Source organism: Mesorhizobium sp. BR1-1-2, from assembly GCF_020165435.1.
In the GTDB taxonomy this organism is placed as follows: domain Bacteria; phylum Pseudomonadota; class Alphaproteobacteria; order Rhizobiales; family Rhizobiaceae; genus Mesorhizobium.
The window spans coordinates 163,583-182,208 of the sequence record NZ_JAIUID010000001.1 but is presented as its reverse complement, the minus strand read 5'-3'; the positions used below and the strand labels follow the sequence as shown (position 1 = coordinate 182,208).

The following is an 18,626-nucleotide window of genomic DNA, read 5'->3' as shown; positions in this document are numbered from 1 at the left end:
CTCAGCGCCCTCCGTCCAGGCTGACCCGGCCGATCCGGATATAGGCCATGGTGAGAAGGGCAAGAATGAGGAACAGCAGCGTCGAAGCGGCCGAGCCGTAGGCGAACTTGTCGAACTCGAACAGGTTCTCGCGCGCGAACACCGACATCGATTTGGTGTGCACATTGTTGGGCGTCAGCACATAGATCAGGTCGAAGATGCGCAGCGCATCGAGCGCGCGGAAGATCACCGCCACCATCACCGCCGGGCGGATCAGCGGCAAGGTCACCCGCCAGAAGATCTGCCACGGATTGGCGCCATCGAGCTTGGCGACCTCGATGATCTCGCGCGGCAGCATCTGCAGCGCGGCGAGGATGAGCAGCGCCATGAACGGCGTCGTCTTCCAGATGTCGACGACCAGCACGGCCGCCATCGCCGTGTCGGCATTGGCCGTCCAGGCGATTTTGCTGTCGATCAGGCCGAGATTGAGCAGAACCACATTGATGATGCCGAACTGGTCGTTGAGCATCCACTGCCACATCTTGGCCGAGACGATGGTCGGGATCGCCCAGGGGATGAGGATCGCCGCCCTGACGATGCCGCGGCCCGGAAATTCGGCATTGAGCACCAGCGCGACGATCATGCCGAGGATCGTCTCGCAGGTCACCGAAATCACCGCGAAACGCACCGTGTTCCAGACGGCGCTCCACCAGACCGGGTCGGCCAGCACGCCGTCATAGAGCACTCGGCCGCTCGGCATATGCAGCACCGAGAAGTAATTGGCGAAGCCTGCCCATTGGCGGGCGTCGAGGTCGGCCAGCGAAGCGTCGGTGAAGCTGAAATAGATGGTGCGGGCGAGCGGCCAGCCGGCGGCGGCGGCGAGCACCAGGAGCATCGGTGCCAGGAACAGCCAGGCCGAGCGCACGCGCTGGCGCATCAGCCGCGAGCGCGGGCGGCGGGTCGCGGCTGTTTCAGGCATCGGCTCCGTTTCTGTCATCCCTCCGGCCGGGCGGGATATGGAGGCGCGTTGTGGCGTCACCAGCCACGACCCTTCAGCCTGGTCAGCATGGCTTCGAGGTCGGCCAGATTGTCGCCGGCGGCGCCATCGCCCGACAGCGTCTTGTGGACGGCGTTCCAGAACTGGCTCGACGCCTCGTTGTACTTGATCTTGGCCGCGGCCGAGGGACGCGGCACGGCATTGAGGAAAATCTGCTTCCAGCGCGGGACGATCGGCTGTTGCCTTGCGATGTCGGCATCGTCATAGAGCACCTGGATGGTCGGCAGGCTGGAGTTCCTCAGCGCGCGGTATTTCTGCATCGCGGGCGAAGCGATGAATTTGACGAGCCCGATCGCCGCGTCCGGGTGCCTGGAATATTTGGACACGGCAAGATTCCAGCCACCCAGCACTGCCGCCGGCCGCGCGCCTTCGCCGGTGCCGGCCGGCAGCGGCGCGACGTCGAATTTGCCCTTGATCGGCGAGCCTTCGGAATTGCCGAGTGCATAGGCATAGGGCCAGTTGCGCATGAAGACCGCATTGCCGGTCTGCCACACGCCGCGCGATTCCTCTTCCTGATAGGCCAGCACGCCGGGTGGCGCGATGGTCCCGACCCAGCCTTTGGCCATGTCGAGCGCTGCCGCCGCTTTTGGGTTGTTGATCGAGATGGTGCCGTCCGGCTCGATGATCTGGCCGCCGCCGTTCGACATTACCCATTCGAGCGCGTCGCAGGTCAGCCCCTCATAGGCATTGCCCTGGAAGACGAAGCCCCAGATATCCTTGTTGCCGGCCGCCCGCTCCTTGTCCATGACCAGCCTGGCGGTGTCGGCCAGCTCCTTCCAGGTGGCAGGCACCTTGGCTCCGTAGTTGTCGAGCAGGTCCTTGCGATAGTAGAGCGCCGGCGCATCGGTGAAGATCGGCAGCGCCACCAGCCTCCCGTTGACGGTCTGCGACTGGATGATCGAAGGGAAATGGGCGCCGACGACATCCTTGGTCGCCGTGGTCAGGTCGACGAGCTGGCTGGCGAGCTGCGGCGCCCAGATCACATCGGTCTGGTAGACATCGATATCGCTGTTGCCGGCAGCAAGCCACAGCCGGTACTGGCCGAACTGGTCGGTCCCGGATGCCGGCATGACGACGATGCTGACCTTGTTGCCGCTGTCCTTCTCATAGCGGTCGAGGATTTCACGCAGCACCTTGATGCCGATGCCTGTGTCGCCCGACACGATCGACAGCTCGACGGCCCGCGCAGGGGCGGCCGCAATCATCGCGACAGCGGCCACCGCGGCAAATGCGTGAAAGAGCCTCATGGCGGCGGAGGGTCTCCTTTTGGAACCGCGACGCAAGCCTTCCAGGCGCCGAAAGCTGGTCGGACCCCTCCACCACTCATTGAATGCGGAGCGGCGCTCTGGGTTCCCGAACCATGCCGGCGAGCGGCGGTGGACAAGGCCGCGGCGGCCTCAGCCTTCCCAGGCGACAGAGCTCATCCCAAGCCGTTGATAGAGCCGGACTGCGGCGGCATTTTTCACCGTGTTGGTCTTGAGGTCGACATGGGGGGCGCCGCGTTCGCGAAAGACGGCGAAGGCGTGCCACATCAGCGCCTCGCCGATGCCCCTGCCCCGCGCCTGCGGATGCACGGCGAGATCCCTAACGAAGGCGCTCGTCCAGCACAGCGCCGCCGCCGCCAGCAGGCCTTGGCGTCGATGACGAGGAAACAGAGCGCCGGGTCGAATTCGGGGTCGCCTGAGACGCGCGACCACCATTCGTCGAACGGGCCGTCGGCACCGTCGTCGAACACTTCGGTCAAAAGCGCATGCAAGGCCGGCGCGTCGCCGTGCCCGAGGCTGCGCATGACGAAGCCTTCGGGCCAATGTGGCGCGACCAGCGTCTCGTCGAGGATCTTGCGCAGCCGGATGTCGTTGGGAGCCGGCGGGCGCGGTTCGGGCATTTCGCTCAGGCGTCGGGCAGCAGGCGCCGCCGCTCGCGGTCGACGCCGAGGCCGGTCGCCTCGAGCAGGCCTTTGCGCTTGGCGTCGAAATAGTAGCCGGTCTGGTAGAGCCAGTCGGCGCGCTTGGCGTTGCCGTCCGACACCAGCCAGGCGCCACGCAGGTATTTGACGGCGTATTTCAGGTTGGTTTCGGCATCGAACAGGCCCCTGGCCGGTCCGTCATAGCCCATGCCGCGCGCCGTCGCGTGCTTGATCTGCATCAGCCCCCAATGGCCGTTGTTGTAGGCCTTGGGATTGAAGGTGCTTTCGCGGTTGACGACATGGCGCACAAGGTCGACCGGCACCTGATAAAGCGCGGCGTATTTTACGATCAGCCGGTCGATATCGCCGCGCACGCCGGTCGCATGCTCTTCCTGCACCGGAGCGGCAGGGAACTGGACGAGGGCAGCCGGATTTTGCGGCACAACGTAGGCGGCCTGCTGCACGCCGGGCATGGCTTTCTGATCGTTCCTGGCGATCGCCGGCACGATGAGCCCGGCGGTGGCGTGGGCGGCCGCCGCCTTGATTGGTGCGCCGGCGCCAGCCGGCGGCGGCGCCTGCCAGGCATTGGCGGTCATCACCGCCGGCACGGCCGGCGCGGTTGGGGTCGCTCCGGCAAAGGCCGCGGTTGCCGCGGCCGCCTGCGTGGCCGGGCCGGCGGGCAACTCAGCGGTTTGAACGGGCGCAATCCCCGACGATTCCGGAAGCACCAAAACCGTCTCTGGCAACGGTATGGTGAAGCCGGCATCGGTACCGGCGACGGTCGCCGTTTCGGTGAGGGAAGACGCGGATTTCATCTGCGAGGTCGACGTGCAACCGCTGACGCCGGCCATGGCCGCGATCACGCCGAGCAGGATAAGGGTTTGTTTTGCTGGCAAGCCGCGTTCGGGTCCGGTTCGTCGGATGTTAAGAAATCCCTTACACCAGCGATTCCTGGCGAGCAATCGGGGCGCTCAGGTGGTTTTCGGGTGGCGAGACTCAGGCCGAAATGCCATATTGTTCCTGATATGTACCGGCACGAATGCCGGTTTCTGGCCATTTTGCGAAAGGAGTACGGCATGCAAACGCCATCGCAGATCACAGCCGGCCACGCAGTGTTAGAAACAGTGATCGGCTTCATGGGCATTGCCTGGAGCGAAAAGGGCCTGATCCGGCTCTGCTTGCCCGAACGCAGCCGCGAGGCGGTGGAGCGGCGGCTGATGCGCCATGCGGGCGTTTCGGCCTCTACCGTGCAGCCGCCGTGGGTGGTCGAGCTGATCGCCTCGATCAAGGCCTATGCGGCCGGCGAGGACGTCGATTTCTCCTCCGTGCCGGTCGATCTCGACGGCATCGACGATTTCCGCCTCGCCATCTATGACGCTGCGCGAAAGCTCGCCTATGGCGAAACCACCACCTATGGCGAACTGGCCAAGCGCGCGGGCCATGCCGGCTTGCCGCGCGAAACGGGTGCCGCACTTGGCGTCAATCCGGTGCCTCTGGTCATTCCGTGCCACCGCATCGTCGCCGCCGGCGGCAAGATCGGCGGCTTCTCCGCGCCCGGCGGCTCGACCACCAAGGAAAAGATGCTGGCCATGGAAGGCGTGCGCGTCGGCCCGCCGCCGCCCGCGCAGGTCTCATTCGGATTTTGACGCGATAACGGCCGCGCCGAGCGATTAGCTAGTCGTTATGAAAAAACCGCCGGCGGAAATGCCGGTCGTTGTCCGGCCGCTTGCAATTGTAGACGGGGCAGGATTTCGTATCGGCGCTCGGCACGTAGGCGCGTGTCCTCACCTCCCCCATGGCGCAGAATTGCTGGCTCTGCACGTAGCGGTCGTAGAGCGGCAGCCCCGGCACCCGCCTCGACTGATAGCGCAGGATGACGGCGCCCTGCCGCGCGATCGTCGCCTGCACGCGGCCACAGTCCATCCGCGTCGGATCGTAGCGCGAGATCGCCTGCGCCTCGGCGGCAACCAGCGTCAGGCATGCCGCCAGCAGAATGGTCTTCATGGTCCTCTCCCCTGATGCGCGGCCCACGGACAGCGCCATCTGACGCAACGGTTTCAGCAGATTGGGGCGGCCGTTGGGCGATCCTCCGATCACGGCTTTCTCACGCAGTCTTGTATTTCGTGCGAAAGCAGCCTATATCAGCCCCATTGATATTTCGGCCGATCGATCCGGGCCTCGCGATCTTCGCGTTTGCTGACGTCTATCTCCAAAATCTCGATGCACACCGGCTGGACCTCGGTTCGGTCAAACCAAAGCAAATGTGAAGGACTATTTTAATGGCAACTGGAACGGTCAAGTGGTTCAACGCCACCAAGGGCTTCGGCTTCATCCAGCCTGACGCGGGCGGCGCGGACGTTTTCGTCCACATCTCCGCTGTCGAGCGCGCTGGACTGTCGACCTTGGTCGAAGGCCAGAAGATCAACTTCGAGATCGAGCAGGACCGCCGCACTGGCAAGTCGTCCGCTGGATCTCTGAGCAAGGCAGCCTGATTTTGAAAATGGCGCGCGCCGGGCGACAGCCCGGGGCGTGCGGCAAGTCACGGATGTACTGACGGTCGCGCGAGAAGCGCGTCGGAGCGGAAAGACCCGACAAGCTGGAACAGCAGATAGCTGCCAGCCCGGACCGGATGCTCCCGATCAGGCTACCGAAATGGGAAGGCGGGCACTGTCCCGCCTTTTTATTTGCCTGGATTCAACTATTGACGAAACCGGCGAAGCTCACCCCACCCACTCGATCGGCACATGCCCCGGATCGGCCTCGACGCGGCCAAGCCAGGCCACGACCGCCGGATAGGCGTCGAGCTGGAAGCCGCCCTGCTCCGCCGTATGCGTATAGGCATAGAGCGCGATATCGGCGATGCTGTAGGCGTTTCCGGCGAAGAAAGCGTTGCTCTCCAGGTATTTATCCATGACGCCGAGCGCCTTGTTGCCGCGCTCCAGCGTCACCGCCAGCCGCTCGGGCGTGGCGTCCTTGGCCCTTTCGGGGAAAGTCAGCAGCGCCTTGCGCACGGCGATATAGGGCTCGTGGCTGTACTGTTCGAAGAACAGCCATTGATAGGCGAGCCCGCGCTCATATTTGTCCGCGGGCAGGAAGCGCGTGCCCTCGGCGAGGTAGAGCAGGATGGCGTTGGATTCAGCGATCCGCCTTCCGTCGTCGAGTTCCAGCAGCGGCACCATGGCGTTCGGATTCTTGGCGACGAAATCCGCTTTTCGCGTATCGCCCGTGTGCGAACTCACCTCGACAGTGGTGAAAGGGAGGCCGAGCTTGGCCATCAGAAGGCGCGGCTTGTAGCAATTGCCGCTGTCGATCATGCTGTAAAGTATCATCGCGGGTCCCCCGAGCGCTGCCACGTGCAGACGCGATTATCGCAGCCGCGCCGTCCTCGCCAATGATTAGTTTTGGCGCGATGATCAGCGCCGCTGATGTGTAGCACGCGGCGCTACCCGAACAGCGGCACCACCTTGCTGTCCCTGCCCAGCAGCGCATCGATGGCGAGCGGTTTCTCGTCGAAGATCATCCCCGCCAGTGCCGGCCGGGCAAGCAGAAAACCTTGCAGCAGGTCGACGCCGCCATCGAGCGCGACGCGCAGATGGGTGGGCTGTTCGATACCTTCGACCAGGACCTTGGCGCCGCGGTCGTGCAGGCTTGAAACCAGCGGGCGGAAGAACCGCTCGGCGGCGGCGTGCCGGCAGAATTGCGCGAACCAGCCACCGTCGATTTTGACGATATCGGGCTTGAGCAGGCTGACCCGCTCCTCGGTCGAGTGGCCGGTGCCGAAATCGTCGATGGCGATGCGGATGCCGTCGCGGCGCATCTCGCGCACCAGCCTGGCCAGCAGCGTGTCATCGGCCGCCTGTTCGGTGATTTCGCAGACCAGCATGCCGGGGGCCAGCCCGAGCTCGCCGAGATGCCTGCTCATCAGCCGGATTTCGGCCAAGGCCCGCCGCCGATGGTCGTTGACCAATGGATTGTAGTTGAAGAACAGATCGAGCCCATCGACGCCGATGTTGCGGAAATTCCTGAGATGCAGCACCCGGCACATGGTTTCGACGAACAGCCGGTCCTGGGCCGCGACGCCTTCGAAGAACGCCCGTGCCGCGCCCGGCTGGCCGGCGCGATGCGGCTCGATCAGACCCTCGACCGCGATTGCGTGCAGGAAGCGGCCGCGCGGCGCGAAGATCGGCTGATAGGCGCTGCGCAGGCGGAAGTCGCCATAAACGCCATATTCGATACCGACCTCGTCCATGAAGATCGCATCGCCGACATCGCGCCGCCGCTCGGGCCTCATGGTGTGCCCCTGCGCCCGAAGACCTTCGCCGCTCGCGCCGCATGCGGCGCGCCGGCCGTGACAGAGGTTGCACCGGCGGCGGTGGGCGACGGCCCATCCCTGCCGAAGACGCGGAAGCTGGTGGGCGCCAGCTCCGGCCGCGCCAGCACGAAACCCTGGACCATCGAAGCTCCGGATTTCTCGGCCAGCTCCAGCTGCCAGCCTTCCTCGATGCCCTCGAACACGGTGCGGATGCCTTGTGCCTCGAAGCTTTTCACCATGGACGTCAGCAGCGCGAAGCCGGCGCCGGACTCCATCAACTGCGTGATCCAGTGGGCGTCGAACTTGACGATGTCGGGTTTCAACTCCTTGATGCGATTGATGTCGGAATCGTCGGCGCCATAATCATCGACGGCAATGCGAAAGCCGTTGCCCTTCAATGCCGCGACGAAGCCATGCAGGGTCTCCTGCGAGGCTGAGCGCTGCTCGGTCACCTCGCACACGACACGGCCCGGATCGATGCCGGCCTCGTGGAGCACCAGGCGCATTTCGCGCAAGGCATTGTCGGCAACGGCGCGCTCGGTGAACACCGACGGATCGAAATTGACGAAGATCGATGCTTCCTGCGGTAGGCAGGCGCCGGCATTCAGCAGATGCAGCGTCCTGGTCAGCGCCTCGATATGGAGCCGGTCGGCGGCCGGACAGGCCGAGAAGAAGCTCATCGGCGATTGCGGCTCGCCGTCGCGGAACGGCCGGATCAAGCCCTCGAAGGCGGCAACCGACAGCTTGCCTTCCCTGAAGGCGAAGATCGGCTGGAAGGCGCTTTGCAGCGTGTAGATGCCCCAGACACCTGACGAGGTGCCGTCATCATGACGGATGATATGGGCAAGCCCGATGCTGCGCGACAAGGTTCCTGGCTCCGCGAACTGGCGCAATTGGGTTGCGATCCTGCCACGCAAGCCTCTACCGCCCGTTAATGAACTTTCTGTTGCAGATCACGGCTCATTGACCTCCTTGCGGCACTGGCCCAGCCGACAATGCTTGCACTCACGGGAATGATGCGACATGAGAAGCGCCGCGGCCGCTCCTGGCCGCGCCGATCCTTTCTGGAGAGAAAAAGGTCATGGCCTTCCTTGCCGACACCCTTTCACGCGTGAAGCCTTCCGCCACCATCGCGGTGACGCAGAAAGCCCGCGAGCTGAAAAATGCCGGCCGCGACGTCATCGGCCTGGGTGCAGGCGAACCGGATTTCGATACCCCCGACAACATCAAGAATGCGGCGATCGAGGCCATCCGCCGTGGTGAGACCAAATATCCGCCGGTGTCGGGCATCGCGCCGCTGCGCGAAGCGATCGCGAAGAAATTCAAGCGCGAGAACAATCTCGACTACAAGCCGGAGCAGACCATCGTCGGCACCGGCGGCAAGCAGATCCTGTTCAACGCCTTCATGGCGACGCTGAACCCTGGCGACGAGGTGATCATTCCCCGCCCCTATTGGGTCAGCTATCCCGAGATGGTGGCGATCTGCGGCGGCACCTCGGTGTTTGCCGACACTTCGATCGACAACGGCTTCAAGCTCACCGCCGCTGTGCTGGAAAAGGCGATCACGCCGCGCACAAAGTGGCTGCTGATGAACTCGCCGTCGAACCCGTCGGGCGCCGCCTACACCGAGGCCGAGCTTCGGTCGCTCGCCGACGTGCTGCTCAGGCATCCGCATGTCTGGACGCTGACCGACGACATGTACGAGCATCTGACCTATGGCGACTTCGTCTTCAAGACCATCGCCGAGGTCGAGCCGAAGCTCTATGAGCGCACGCTGACCATGAACGGCGTGTCGAAAGCCTATGCCATGACCGGCTGGCGCATTGGCTACGCCGCGGGCCCCGTCCAGCTGATCAAGGCGATGGACATGATCCAGGGCCAGCAGACGTCGGGCGCCTGCACCATCGCGCAATGGGCCTCGGTCGAAGCGCTGAACGGGCCGCAGGACTTCATCGCCAAGAACAAGGCGATCTTCCAGGGGCGTCGCGACCTCGTCGTCTCGATGCTCAACCAGGCGCGCGGCATTTCCTGCCCTTCGCCGGAAGGCGCGTTCTATGTCTATCCGTCCTGCGCCCAGTTGATCGGCAAGAAGACCAAGGCCGGCAAGGTGATCGACACCGACGAGGCCTTCTGCTCGGAGCTGCTCGAGGCCGAGGGCGTGGCTGTGGTGTTCGGTTCGGCCTTCGGCCTCGGTCCGAACTTCCGCATCTCCTACGCCACGTCGGAGACGCTGCTGGAGGAAGCGTGCACGCGCATCCAGCGCTTCACGGCATCACTGACCTGATCGTGAAAACAAAACCCGGCCAAACGCCGGGTTTTTAGATCGGCTCGACACGGTACTCAGCCGCCATATTGGGCCGGCGTCACCGCTTCCAGCCAGTCGGCATGCACGCCCTCGAGCGCTTCCTGCATGGCTATATGCGTCATCGCCGTTTTCGGCCCGGCGCCATGCCAGTGCTTTTCGCCTGGCGCGAACGAGATGACGTCCCCTGCCCTGATCTCCTGGATGAGACCGCCCCAGGTCTGGGCGAGGCCGGCGCCCGACGTGACGTACAGCGTCTGGCCAAGCGGATGCGTATGCCAGTGGGTCCGCGCGCCCGGCTCGAAGCTGACCAATGTCGCCCGCAGCCGTGCCGGAGCCTCCTTCTCGATGATCGGCGTTTGCAGCACCCGGCCGGTGAAGTACTTTTCCGGTGCGGTGACGGTCGGCGTGCTGCCGCAGGCAATGATCTTCATCGTTCGATCCCTGGAACTGGTGGCGATGCGGGCGGCGGCGACGCCGCTCTTCTTTCGAGACACTAGTTTCGGCCGATATGGCCGGCGACGCAACCGGGTCTGTTCGGCTTGCAAGGCAGCGGTGACCGCACCGCGCGCTCAGCCCCTGAGGCTACCTATTTTCCTTGCCCTGCCGGCAAACAAGTGGGACGATGCCTTTGGGCCGGTTGAAGACAAGCCCGCCCGCGACGGTCGAACAGGCCGGCCGCCGCTCAGGACCGACTGACCTTGGCCTGAACCATGAATGCCAGTCGGTCCCCAGGGAAACGCCTGAGTGGAGGTCAGTCATGGGTAATCGCGCCGGAGGACGACGCACGGGACCGAAATGCATTGCCATAGTCGGTCCCTTCGCAAGCGGTAAGACGACACTTCTCGAAGCCATATTGGCCCGCACGGGCGCCATTCCCCGCCAGAACCCGGTTTCCTCGGGAAACACCGTTTCAGACCATTCGCCCGAGGCGCGCGCCCACGCCATGAGCGTCGAGGCGACCTTCGCCACCACGGAATTCATGGGCGAGCAGTTCACCTTCGTCGACTGTCCCGGATCGATCGAATTCTCCTTCGAGGCCGAACCGGTGCTGGCCGCCTGCGACCTCGCGGTGGTCGTCGCCGAGGCCGACGAGAAGAAGATCCCTGCCCTCCAGCTCATCATGCGCAAGCTCGACGATCTCGGCGTGCCGCGCATCCTGTTTCTCAACAAGGTCGACAAGGCGATCGCGGGCGTGCGCGACACGCTGAAGATGCTGCAGCCGGCAAGTGCGGTGCCGTTGCTCCTGCGCCAGATCCCGCTGCGCAAGGACGGCGTCGTCATTGGCTCGATCGACCTGGCGCTCGAACGCGCCTACATCTACCGCGAATATGCCGAGAGCGAGGTGGCGCAGATCCCTGGCGACGAAAAGGCGCGCGAGCTCGAAGCCCGTTTTTCGATGCTGGAAAGGCTGGCCGACCATGACGACCAGTTGATGGAACAGCTGCTCGAGGAGATCGAGCCGCCCAAGGACGCGGTCTTCGACGATCTCGCCGCGGACCTGCGCGACGGCGCCGTCACGCCGGTGCTGATCGGCACCGCCGAGAAAGGCAATGGCGTGCTGCGCCTCCTGAAGGCGATCCGCCATGATGCGCCCGACATCGAGGCGACCCGCAAGCGGCTCGGCGCACCCGAAGGCAACGCGACCGTGGTTCAGGTGATGAAGACAATCCATACGCCGCATGGAGGCAAATTGTCGGTGTCGCGCATCCTGTCGGGACAGGTCGCCGATGGCTCCGAGCTCTGGCTGCCCAGCGGCGATATGGCAAAGGTGTCCGGCATCTACAGGATGCTTGGCAAGGACCAGTCGAAGCTCACCGCGGCGAAGACCGGCGACACGGTCGCGCTCGGCAAGCTGGACGCGGTCAAGACCGGCCAGACGCTGACCTCGGCCAAGGGCGGCATGAAGCCGCTGCTCCAGTTCGAGCCGCCGCAGCCTGTCTTCGCTTTCGCCTTGCGGCCGAAAGAGCGCAAGGACGAGGTGAAGATGTCTGCCGCCATCCAGCGGCTGGCCGAAGAAGATCCCTCGCTCAGCCTGCATCATAATCAGGACTCGGCCGAGACCGTGCTGTCGGGCCATGGAGAAATGCACCTGCGCGTCGTGCGCGAACGGCTCGAGGGCAAGAACCAGATTCCGGTCGAGGGCCATCCGCCGGCGGTGCCCTATCGCGAGACGATCCGCAAATCGGCGCAGCAGCGCGGCCGCCACAAGAAGCAGTCCGGCGGCCACGGCCAGTTCGGCGATGTGGTGATCGAGATAAAGCCGCTGCCGCGCGGCGCAGGTTTCCAGTTCACCGATACCATCACCGGCGGCGTGGTGCCCAAGACCTACATCCAGTCGGTCGAAAGCGGCATACGCGATTACCTGAAGTCGGGCCCGCTCGGCTTTCCCGTCGTCGACGTCGCCGTCAACCTGTCGGACGGCTCCTACCACGCGGTCGATTCCTCCGACATGGCCTTCCAGATGGCGGCCAAGCTTGCCATGAAGGAAGGCATGGCGGGCTGTTCGCCCGTGCTCCTGGAGCCGGTGATGAAGGTCGAGATCGTGACGCCCTCCGATGCGACCTCGAAGATCATCGCGCTGATCCCGCAGCGGCGCGGCCAGATCCTCGGCTACGACGCGCGGCCCGGCTGGCCAGGATGGGATGTCGTCGAGGCGACCATGCCGCAATCGGAGATTGGCGATCTGATCATTGAGCTGCGCTCAGCCACCTCAGGCGTCGCCAGCTACCGCGCCGTCTTCGACCACATGGCCGAACTCACCGGCCGGCTCGCCGACGAAGCGATGAATGCCAACGGCAAGGCAGCCTGATCCTGATGCCGTCGCCTAAAGTGATCTTGGCTTTGGGACATCGACATGCAGAAGGTTTGGGTGAGCGCCCTTTCGAACCTTATTCGAGGGGGCGCAAAAAAACGACGCCCGGGGACCGGACGCCGTTTTGTCTGCGGACCGTTTTCTTGGGAGGAAAAACGGCAGGTCCGCCGCATCTTGAAGTCGCCGCTTCGGCGGAAGAAGGTTCGGACGCGGTAGCCGCCTGAGCCCGGGCCGTCCGAGTGATGCCCCCATCTCCCGTCCGACCACACCGCGTCCTATCGTCTGCTTAGCAGATACCGAGCGCCTTTGACATGTTACCAAAGGTTACATGTCACTGTTACGTGGCTATTTCGGTGGATTTTCCCGCCCTTCCGGCAGCGTCCGGGCAACAAAAAAGCCGGATCAATGAAGATCCGGCTGAGTTTGATTGGAAGTGCCTGTTAAGGCTAACCTCCAGAGGGGAACACTCAAGGGCGCTAATGGGAGGAGAACGCGCCCAGGAGATGAACTATATATGTGCTCATCATGCTCAAGAAACAAGCATCTATTTTGCAACACACGCATGCAAAAAGACCCAGGCTGTGGTCTAAGCCATTCCTGGAGCCGATAGGACCAGCAGAATCGCCGAAACCCAACGCGCGATGAGGTAGTTGCCACGACGGAACCGCGAACCATGCTCGGTTTTCATCTCGAAATGTCAAAAATGCGCAATGGCGTGGAATGAGGCAGCAGGCGTTTATTTCCGAGGCAACTAATGCATGTCGCGCAAAAGTGCCTGCGGTTCGGGCAATGACGTGCATAAAACCGCGTCGCAGGAATCGGTTTCGGCGCGACAGGCTGTAGGCGAGAGACAAGCAATGCGGACCTTTTCGGCGATCGCCGGCAGCGCTGCCTTCTTCATCGCGGCACCTTGTGTCGTCGCCGGCCTCGTGCCGTGGCTGCTGACGGATCGCTGGGACCGGCCATGGTCGAACCTGCCGGGTCTCGCCCCTCTCGGCTGGATTCTCATCGCGGTCGCCGTGGCGGCTCTGCTGCATGCATTCGCCCGCTTTGCGCTTGAAGGCCTCGGCACGCCTGCTCCGATCGCTCCGACCGAGAGACTGGTGGTCGGCGGGCTCTACCGCCATGTCCGCAATCCGATGTATGTGGCGGTGCTGTCGATCATCATCGGCCAGGCGCTGCTGTTTTCCAGCTGGACGCTTGTCGCCTACGCCGCAACGGCAGCCGCGGCCATGGCCGCCTTCGTCAAGCTCTACGAGGAGCCGACTCTCGCCCGCCACTACGGCGACGAATACGAGACTTACCGCCGCAACGTGCCCGGCTGGCTGCCCCGGCTAACGCCTTGGCGGGGATGAGGGCCATCTGCGGTCAATATGACCAGCTCCGCGCCTTGGCGATGATGAAGTCGCGAAACACGTGCAGCTTCGCCTGGTTCTTCATCGCGTCCGGATAGGCGAAATAGGTGTCGAAGGAAGGCACCTCCGTTTCCGGCAGAAGCTGCACCAGGCCGGAATCCTTGGAGATGACATAGTCGGGCAGCATGGCGATGCCGGCACCGCCCTGCACCGCGCGCTTGATGGACAAAATATCGTTGATCTGCAGCGTCGGCACGCGCTGGCCGCCCTCGAAATCGCCGACCGTTTCCAGCCAGTTCAACTCCGACAGATGCGCGGGCACCGGCACGCCGAAAGTGACGATGCGATGCGCCTTGAGCTCGGCCACCGAAGCCGGCCTGCCATGCTTGGCGATATAGCCGGGCGACGCATAGAGGTGGAAATGCACCGTGAACAGGCGGCGCTGGATGAGGTCCGGCTGCTGCGGCTGGCGCAGCCGGATGGCGCAATCGGCCTGGCGCATGGTGAGGTCGAGCTCCTCGTTGGCGAGGATCAGCTGCAGGCTGATTTCAGGATAGAGCTCGATGAATTCCTGCACGCGCTCGGTCAGCCAGCCGGCGCCGAGCCCGACCGTGGTCGTGACCCGGAGTACGCCGGACGGGCGGTCCTTGGTTTCGGTCAGCCGCGACTTGATGGTCTCGAGCTTCATCAGCACGTCATGCGCCGTGCGGAACAGCATCTCGCCCTGTTCGGTCAGCACCAGGCCGCGGGCGTGGCGGTTGAACAGCGGCACGCCGACATCATGCTCGAGCGCGCTGACCTGGCGCGAAATCGCCGATTGCGACAGGTGCAGCGTCTCGGCCGCATGCGTAAACGACCCCGCTTCCGCCGCAGCGTGAAACACGCGTAGCTTATCCCAGTCCAACGCCATGATTCCCCTCGTTCCTGTTTGGCGTCTGAATGAAAAATCAGGCTTTTACACGGCGTTTCTAAGCCGTTCTTTCAACAGTTTGCGAACGGCTATTCGGCCGCCTCGCGATGCACCTCGATGCCTGCCAGGTACTTCTCCGCCTCGAGCGCCGCCATGCAGCCCAGCCCCGCCGCGGTCACCGCCTGGCGGTAGATATCGTCGGTCACGTCGCCGGCGGCGAACACGCCGGGCACGTCGGTGCGCGTCGAATCCGGCGCCGTCCACAGATAGCCGTTCGGCTTCTGCTTCAGCTTGCCGACAAACAGCTCGACCGCCGGCGCATGGCCGATGGCGACGAACACGCCGTCGACCTCGAGCTGCGTCTCGACACCCGTCACCACGTTGCGCAGCTTCAATCCTTCGACCGACGGCGGCAGTGGCGTCTTGCCCGGACGGCCGGTGATCTCATCGACAACCGTGTCCCAGATGACGCGGACATTGTCCTTCTTCAAGAGCCGTTCGCGCAGGATGCGTTCGGCGCGGAAGTCCGAGCGCCTGTGGATGACCGTCACGCTCTTGGCGAGGTTCGACAGATAGAGTGCTTCTTCCACCGCCGAATTGCCGCCGCCGACCACCGCGACATCCTTGCCGCGATAGAAGAAGCCGTCGCAGGTGGCGCAAGCCGATACGCCGAAGCCCATGAAAGTCTGTTCGGTTGGAATGCCAAGCCATTTGGCCTGCGCGCCGGTGGCGATGATCAGGGCATCGGCCGTGTAGACGGTGCCGGAATCGCCCGTTGCGCGGAACGGCCTCACGTTAAGATCGACCTCGGTGATGATGTCGGAGATGATGTCGGTGCCGACATGCTCGGCCTGCCTGAGCATCTCGCTCATCAGCCACGGACCCTGGATGGGTTCGCCGAAACCGGGATAGTTCTCGACGTCGGTGGTGATCATGAGCTGCCCCCCCTGCTGCAGGCCGGCGACCAGCATCGGCTTCAGCATGGCGCGGGCGGCATAGATCGCCGCGGTATAACCCGCCGGGCCGGAACCGATGATGAGGACAGGCGCGTGCTTGGTGGTCATGAAAGCCTCTGCGGAGGACTGCCGGCGTTTGCGGCATGGAAAACTCGTCGATGTCGCGCGTAATGTAAGTGTTGCCCACGACGCCAGCAAGGCAAGTTGGCGTTCGTCCCCGGAAAGCTTTGTCGCACCGGGCGAACCGCTCCGGTACGGCGCGGGATTTCCCCGTGGGGGATGGCGTGGACAGCAAAGTCGTTTAATTACAAAATCCCGCAAGATTCTTTCGCCACCCATAATCATCGAAAGCCCCGAAAAATGCCGCTCAAGGCCGATCTCGACGCAATCGACTGGAAGATCCTGCGCGAATTGCAGGCAGATGGACGCATGACCAATGTCGAACTGTCGAACCGCGTCGGCATTTCGGCACCGCCTTGCCTGCGCCGCGTCAAGCGGCTGGAGGAAGCCGGCATTATTCGCGGCTATCGGGCGCTGCTCAACGCGCCGGCGCTCGGTCTCGACGTAGTCGCCTTCTGCCTGGTCGGCCTGCACCATCAGGCCGATGCCGAGCTGCGAACCTTCGCCGAGCGCACGCGCGGCTGGCCGGTCGTACGCGATGCCTGGATGGTGTCGGGCGAATCCGATTTCCTCCTGCACTGCGTGGCAAGCGACCTCGGCGCCTTCCAGACCTTTGTCATCGAGGAGCTGACCTCCACGCCGAATGTCGACACGGTGCGCACAGCCCTCACCATCCGCCGGGTCAAGGATGAAGGGCTGGTCTCGTTCGAGCGGCCGTGACGCGATGACGGCGCCCGATGCGAATTCGGGAATTTCGCCACATCGCCGCCGCGTTGATAACGGACAGACACAGGCAGCCGCAGTCCTGTACGATTTGGCGCCTGATTGGTTTCCTTGCCCAAGCAGCGTAAGTTCCAACGACAATCCGCCGTGGAAGGGGACCATGACCAGGTTTGCAAGCCCGATTTCGGCGCTCATCATATGCATGAACGAGGCCGATATGATCGGCCCTTGCCTCGAAAGCATCGACTTTTGCGCCGAGATCGTCATCGTCGATTCAGGCTCCACCGACGCCACGCTGGACATCGTTCGACAGTTTGTCGCCGAGGGCTATCCGATAAAGCTGCTGCACAATGGGTGGCCGGGTTTTCCGCATCAGCGACAATTCGCGCTCGAACACGCCACCCAGCCCTGGTGCCTTTCGATCGACCCGGACGAACGCGTCGACGACCGGCTGCGGCAGTCGATCGTGGCGGCCGTCGAGATGGCGAACGCCGGTATCAGCGGATGGTACATCCGCCGCCGCGACTGGCTGAAGGGCTACGGCTATGCCCATCGCTGGGTGCTGCATAACAGGCTGTTGCGGCTTTTCCGCCGGGAAGGCGCAACCATGGACGTGACCGCGCGGGTGCACGAATCCTTCGGCGTTTCCGGCGAGACCAGCACGATCGAAAGCGGCGTGCTGCTGCATCGTCGCGAAATATCGGTCGAGGAGGATATCGCCCGCGCAAATGCCTATTCCAGCCTCAAGGCGGCCACGCTGGTCGAGAAAGGCAAGAAGCCGGGCCTGGTGCGGCTGGTGCTTTCGCCGCTCGGCAACTTCCTGAAATTCTATCTGGCCAAGCGCTACTTCCTGTGCGGCCGGCACGGCTTCGTCTATTCGATGTCGGTAATGATCTATTCCTTCGCCACCGAGGCCAAACTGTACGAGGCCTCGCAAGGCAGCGAACCGGCGTGAGCGGTCGGATCCGGGTCAGGACGGCTTGGCTCGCCCATCGAGCCGCCCTATGGCGGCGACAAGACCGTCGAAGTCGCTGCTGTCCCGCAAGGGCTTGATGATGAAACCGGAGCGAAGCTGCGCCTCGCCGTCGACGAGCCAGCCCTGCGGCAGGCCGGCGCGCAGGCCTGCCTCCATGTCGGCGAGCTTATCGCCGACGATCACGGATCGCCGGAGGTCGAGATCGAGGCGTTTCGCCGCCTCGAAGAGCATGCCGGGATTGGGTTTGCGCATCGGGTGGTCCGATATGCCCAGCGGCCCCACGCCGGCCTCGTGATAGGCGCAGGCCAGCACCATGTCCACGACAACGCCCCGATCGCACAACAGGTCGAGCACGCGGCGGTTCACATCGGCGAAGGCACTCCAGCCGAAAAAGCCGCGCGCGATGCCGGACTGGTTGGTCACCATCACGACCGGGATGCCGGCATTGTTGGCGGCGGCGATCGCCGGCAGCATCTGCGGCCGGAGCTCGATCTCGGCCGGATCGCTGGGATAGTCGGTATCGACATTGATGGTGCCGTCGCGATCGAGGAACAGCGCCGGCTGGCGGGCGGGAAAAACCCTGCCGCCGATCCGCTCCACCCAAAGGCCCGGCTCGGCCAGCGGGTGCGGCGTCTTGTCAGCCATTGCTGAGGCGCGCTTCCACCACTTCGCACAGATGATGGTAGAGGCACAGATGCCCCTGCTGGATGATCGGCGTCGAGGTCGAGGGCACGTTGAGCAGGATGTCGGTGAGCGGCGCGAGCTTGCCGCCTGTGTCGCCCGTCAGGCTGATCACCGTCATGTCCATGGTCCGCGCCTGTTCGGCGGCGGCCAGTATGCTCGGGGAATTGCCACTGGTCGAGATCGCCAGAAGCACGCCGCCGGCCGCTCCATGCGCCTCGACCTGGCGCGAAAAAACGGTGTCGAAGCCGTAATCATTGCCCCAGGCGGTCAGCACCGCGGCATTGGCCGGCAGCGCGATGACATTGTAGCCCTTGCGCTCCTTGAGAAAGCGGCCGACCAGTTCGCCGGCGATGTGAATGGCGTCGCTGGCCGAACCGCCATTGCCGCAGATCAGCAGCGCCTTGCCCGACGAAAGGGCAGCGACGATCGCGCTCGCCGCACGTTCCATCGCGCCTGTGAGATCGCGCTCGACCAACGCCGTGATCGCGGCGGCCGAGCGGACCAGGTAATCGTTCAGTTCGGACATGAAAC

General features: G+C 64.0%; 19 protein-coding genes and 1 pseudogene. 7 read left to right on the top strand and 13 right to left on the bottom strand.

The genetic code is table 11. The features are described 5' to 3' along the window. Nucleotide 1: 1 nt before the first annotated feature. The 4 genes and pseudogenes from LB551_RS00935 to LB551_RS00915 all read right to left on the bottom strand — a co-directional run bounded on the left by LB551_RS00935 (nucleotide 2) and on the right by LB551_RS00915 (nucleotide 3,838). A complete protein-coding gene (locus LB551_RS00935) occupies nucleotides 2-958 on the bottom strand; it encodes a carbohydrate ABC transporter permease (RefSeq protein ID WP_224657886.1) in 957 nt (318 codons plus the stop codon). A gap of 56 nt (nucleotides 959-1,014) precedes the next feature. Further along, nucleotides 1,015-2,283 (bottom strand): ABC transporter substrate-binding protein, encoded by a 1,269-nt coding sequence (locus LB551_RS00930; RefSeq protein ID WP_224657885.1) that lies wholly within the window; start codon nucleotides 2,281-2,283, stop codon nucleotides 1,015-1,017. Between the two features lie 150 nt (nucleotides 2,284-2,433). Continuing rightward, nucleotides 2,434-2,921 (bottom strand): annotated as a pseudogene (locus LB551_RS00920) (GNAT family N-acetyltransferase). Between the two features lie 5 nt (nucleotides 2,922-2,926). Continuing rightward, nucleotides 2,927-3,838: a lytic transglycosylase domain-containing protein gene (locus LB551_RS00915; RefSeq protein WP_224657884.1), complete on the bottom strand. Its 912-nt coding sequence runs from the start codon at nucleotides 3,836-3,838 to the stop codon at nucleotides 2,927-2,929. 180 nt (nucleotides 3,839-4,018) lie between these two features. Here LB551_RS00915 and LB551_RS00910 point away from each other — a divergent pair, with 180 nt between their 5' ends. After that, on the top strand, nucleotides 4,019-4,588 hold the full coding sequence (locus tag LB551_RS00910; RefSeq protein WP_224657883.1) for a methylated-DNA--[protein]-cysteine S-methyltransferase: 570 nt from the start codon (nucleotides 4,019-4,021) through the stop codon (nucleotides 4,586-4,588). A 28-nt stretch (nucleotides 4,589-4,616) separates the two neighbouring features. On the opposite strand, the gene LB551_RS00905 is transcribed toward LB551_RS00910, so the two are convergent. After that, nucleotides 4,617-4,946: a hypothetical protein gene (locus LB551_RS00905; protein WP_224657882.1), complete on the bottom strand. Its 330-nt coding sequence runs from the start codon at nucleotides 4,944-4,946 to the stop codon at nucleotides 4,617-4,619. Between the two features lie 275 nt (nucleotides 4,947-5,221). Here LB551_RS00905 and LB551_RS00900 point away from each other — a divergent pair, with 275 nt between their 5' ends. Then, the gene (locus LB551_RS00900; protein ID WP_010910991.1) at nucleotides 5,222-5,434 is read left to right on the top strand and encodes a cold-shock protein; all 213 of its coding nucleotides are present in this window, start codon (nucleotides 5,222-5,224) and stop codon (nucleotides 5,432-5,434) included. A 228-nt stretch (nucleotides 5,435-5,662) separates the two neighbouring features. On the opposite strand, the gene LB551_RS00895 is transcribed toward LB551_RS00900, so the two are convergent. The 3 genes from LB551_RS00895 to LB551_RS00885 all read right to left on the bottom strand — a co-directional run bounded on the left by LB551_RS00895 (nucleotide 5,663) and on the right by LB551_RS00885 (nucleotide 8,120). Further along, complete coding sequence (locus LB551_RS00895) at nucleotides 5,663-6,271, bottom strand: glutathione S-transferase family protein (protein ID WP_224657881.1); 609 nt, start codon at nucleotides 6,269-6,271, stop codon at nucleotides 5,663-5,665. 113 nt (nucleotides 6,272-6,384) lie between these two features. Further along, on the bottom strand, nucleotides 6,385-7,233 hold the full coding sequence (locus tag LB551_RS00890; RefSeq protein ID WP_224657880.1) for an EAL domain-containing protein: 849 nt from the start codon (nucleotides 7,231-7,233) through the stop codon (nucleotides 6,385-6,387). Further along, nucleotides 7,230-8,120 (bottom strand): EAL domain-containing protein, encoded by an 891-nt coding sequence (locus LB551_RS00885; protein ID WP_224657879.1) that lies wholly within the window; start codon nucleotides 8,118-8,120, stop codon nucleotides 7,230-7,232. Before LB551_RS00885 ends, LB551_RS00890 begins: the two co-directional genes overlap by 4 nt. Nucleotides 8,121-8,335: 215 nt before the next feature. Here LB551_RS00885 and LB551_RS00880 point away from each other — a divergent pair, with 215 nt between their 5' ends. Then, on the top strand, nucleotides 8,336-9,538 hold the full coding sequence (locus LB551_RS00880; RefSeq protein ID WP_140516803.1) for a pyridoxal phosphate-dependent aminotransferase: 1,203 nt from the start codon (nucleotides 8,336-8,338) through the stop codon (nucleotides 9,536-9,538). Nucleotides 9,539-9,594: 56 nt separating this feature from the next. Here LB551_RS00880 and LB551_RS00875 read toward each other — a convergent pair whose 3' ends face one another. Beyond that, a complete protein-coding gene (locus LB551_RS00875; RefSeq protein ID WP_224657878.1) occupies nucleotides 9,595-9,990 on the bottom strand; it encodes a cupin domain-containing protein in 396 nt (131 codons plus the stop codon). A 326-nt stretch (nucleotides 9,991-10,316) separates the two neighbouring features. On the opposite strand from LB551_RS00875, the gene LB551_RS00870 reads away from it, so the two are divergent. Both LB551_RS00870 and LB551_RS00865 read left to right on the top strand, forming a co-directional pair. Then, nucleotides 10,317-12,368: an elongation factor G gene (locus tag LB551_RS00870; RefSeq protein ID WP_224657877.1), complete on the top strand. Its 2,052-nt coding sequence runs from the start codon at nucleotides 10,317-10,319 to the stop codon at nucleotides 12,366-12,368. Between the two features lie 860 nt (nucleotides 12,369-13,228). Further along, on the top strand, nucleotides 13,229-13,726 hold the full coding sequence (locus LB551_RS00865) for a methyltransferase family protein (RefSeq protein WP_224657876.1): 498 nt from the start codon (nucleotides 13,229-13,231) through the stop codon (nucleotides 13,724-13,726). A gap of 13 nt (nucleotides 13,727-13,739) precedes the next feature. On the opposite strand, the gene LB551_RS00860 is transcribed toward LB551_RS00865, so the two are convergent. Both LB551_RS00860 and trxB read right to left on the bottom strand, forming a co-directional pair. Beyond that, a complete protein-coding gene (locus tag LB551_RS00860) occupies nucleotides 13,740-14,636 on the bottom strand; it encodes a LysR family transcriptional regulator (RefSeq protein WP_140495954.1) in 897 nt (298 codons plus the stop codon). An 89-nt stretch (nucleotides 14,637-14,725) separates the two neighbouring features. Then, nucleotides 14,726-15,700 carry a thioredoxin-disulfide reductase gene (gene trxB, locus LB551_RS00855; protein ID WP_224657875.1) on the bottom strand — a complete coding sequence of 325 codons (975 nt, stop codon included), beginning with the start codon at nucleotides 15,698-15,700 and terminating at the stop codon, nucleotides 14,726-14,728. Between the two features lie 252 nt (nucleotides 15,701-15,952). Between trxB and LB551_RS00850 the strand changes: the two genes are divergently transcribed. Continuing rightward, a complete protein-coding gene (locus LB551_RS00850; RefSeq protein ID WP_224623715.1) occupies nucleotides 15,953-16,432 on the top strand; it encodes an Lrp/AsnC family transcriptional regulator in 480 nt (159 codons plus the stop codon). A 163-nt stretch (nucleotides 16,433-16,595) separates the two neighbouring features. Continuing rightward, on the top strand, nucleotides 16,596-17,390 hold the full coding sequence (locus LB551_RS00845) for a glycosyltransferase family 2 protein (protein ID WP_224657874.1): 795 nt from the start codon (nucleotides 16,596-16,598) through the stop codon (nucleotides 17,388-17,390). A 15-nt stretch (nucleotides 17,391-17,405) separates the two neighbouring features. Here the strand turns inward: LB551_RS00845 and LB551_RS00840 are convergent, their stop codons facing one another. Further along, a complete protein-coding gene (locus LB551_RS00840) occupies nucleotides 17,406-18,056 on the bottom strand; it encodes an HAD-IIIA family hydrolase (RefSeq protein WP_224657873.1) in 651 nt (216 codons plus the stop codon). Continuing rightward, complete coding sequence (locus LB551_RS00835) at nucleotides 18,049-18,621, bottom strand: SIS domain-containing protein (RefSeq protein ID WP_224623717.1); 573 nt, start codon at nucleotides 18,619-18,621, stop codon at nucleotides 18,049-18,051. The genes LB551_RS00840 and LB551_RS00835 overlap by 8 nt, the downstream gene beginning before the upstream one ends. Between the last annotated feature and the right edge of the window lie 5 nt (nucleotides 18,622-18,626).

What these genes read in the sequence shown, in the direction of transcription:
- LB551_RS00935 (WP_224657886.1), bottom strand. Translation starts at nt 958, where the DNA reads ATGCCTGAAACAGCCGCGACCCGCCGCCCGCGCTCGCGGCTGATGCGC.
- LB551_RS00930 (WP_224657885.1), bottom strand. Translation starts at nt 2,283, where the DNA reads ATGAGGCTCTTTCACGCATTTGCCGCGGTGGCCGCTGTCGCGATGATT.
- LB551_RS00910 (WP_224657883.1), top strand. Translation starts at nt 4,019, where the DNA reads ATGCAAACGCCATCGCAGATCACAGCCGGCCACGCAGTGTTAGAAACA.
- LB551_RS00905 (WP_224657882.1), bottom strand. Translation starts at nt 4,946, where the DNA reads ATGAAGACCATTCTGCTGGCGGCATGCCTGACGCTGGTTGCCGCCGAG.
- LB551_RS00900 (WP_010910991.1), top strand. Translation starts at nt 5,222, where the DNA reads ATGGCAACTGGAACGGTCAAGTGGTTCAACGCCACCAAGGGCTTCGGC.
- LB551_RS00895 (WP_224657881.1), bottom strand. Translation starts at nt 6,271, where the DNA reads ATGATACTTTACAGCATGATCGACAGCGGCAATTGCTACAAGCCGCGC.
- LB551_RS00890 (WP_224657880.1), bottom strand. Translation starts at nt 7,233, where the DNA reads ATGAGGCCCGAGCGGCGGCGCGATGTCGGCGATGCGATCTTCATGGAC.
- LB551_RS00880 (WP_140516803.1), top strand. Translation starts at nt 8,336, where the DNA reads ATGGCCTTCCTTGCCGACACCCTTTCACGCGTGAAGCCTTCCGCCACC.
- LB551_RS00875 (WP_224657878.1), bottom strand. Translation starts at nt 9,990, where the DNA reads ATGAAGATCATTGCCTGCGGCAGCACGCCGACCGTCACCGCACCGGAA.
- LB551_RS00870 (WP_224657877.1), top strand. Translation starts at nt 10,317, where the DNA reads ATGGGTAATCGCGCCGGAGGACGACGCACGGGACCGAAATGCATTGCC.
- LB551_RS00865 (WP_224657876.1), top strand. Translation starts at nt 13,229, where the DNA reads ATGCGGACCTTTTCGGCGATCGCCGGCAGCGCTGCCTTCTTCATCGCG.
- LB551_RS00860 (WP_140495954.1), bottom strand. Translation starts at nt 14,636, where the DNA reads ATGGCGTTGGACTGGGATAAGCTACGCGTGTTTCACGCTGCGGCGGAA.
- trxB (WP_224657875.1), bottom strand. Translation starts at nt 15,700, where the DNA reads ATGACCACCAAGCACGCGCCTGTCCTCATCATCGGTTCCGGCCCGGCG.
- LB551_RS00850 (WP_224623715.1), top strand. Translation starts at nt 15,953, where the DNA reads ATGCCGCTCAAGGCCGATCTCGACGCAATCGACTGGAAGATCCTGCGC.
- LB551_RS00845 (WP_224657874.1), top strand. Translation starts at nt 16,596, where the DNA reads ATGACCAGGTTTGCAAGCCCGATTTCGGCGCTCATCATATGCATGAAC.
- LB551_RS00840 (WP_224657873.1), bottom strand. Translation starts at nt 18,056, where the DNA reads ATGGCTGACAAGACGCCGCACCCGCTGGCCGAGCCGGGCCTTTGGGTG.
- LB551_RS00835 (WP_224623717.1), bottom strand. Translation starts at nt 18,621, where the DNA reads ATGTCCGAACTGAACGATTACCTGGTCCGCTCGGCCGCCGCGATCACG.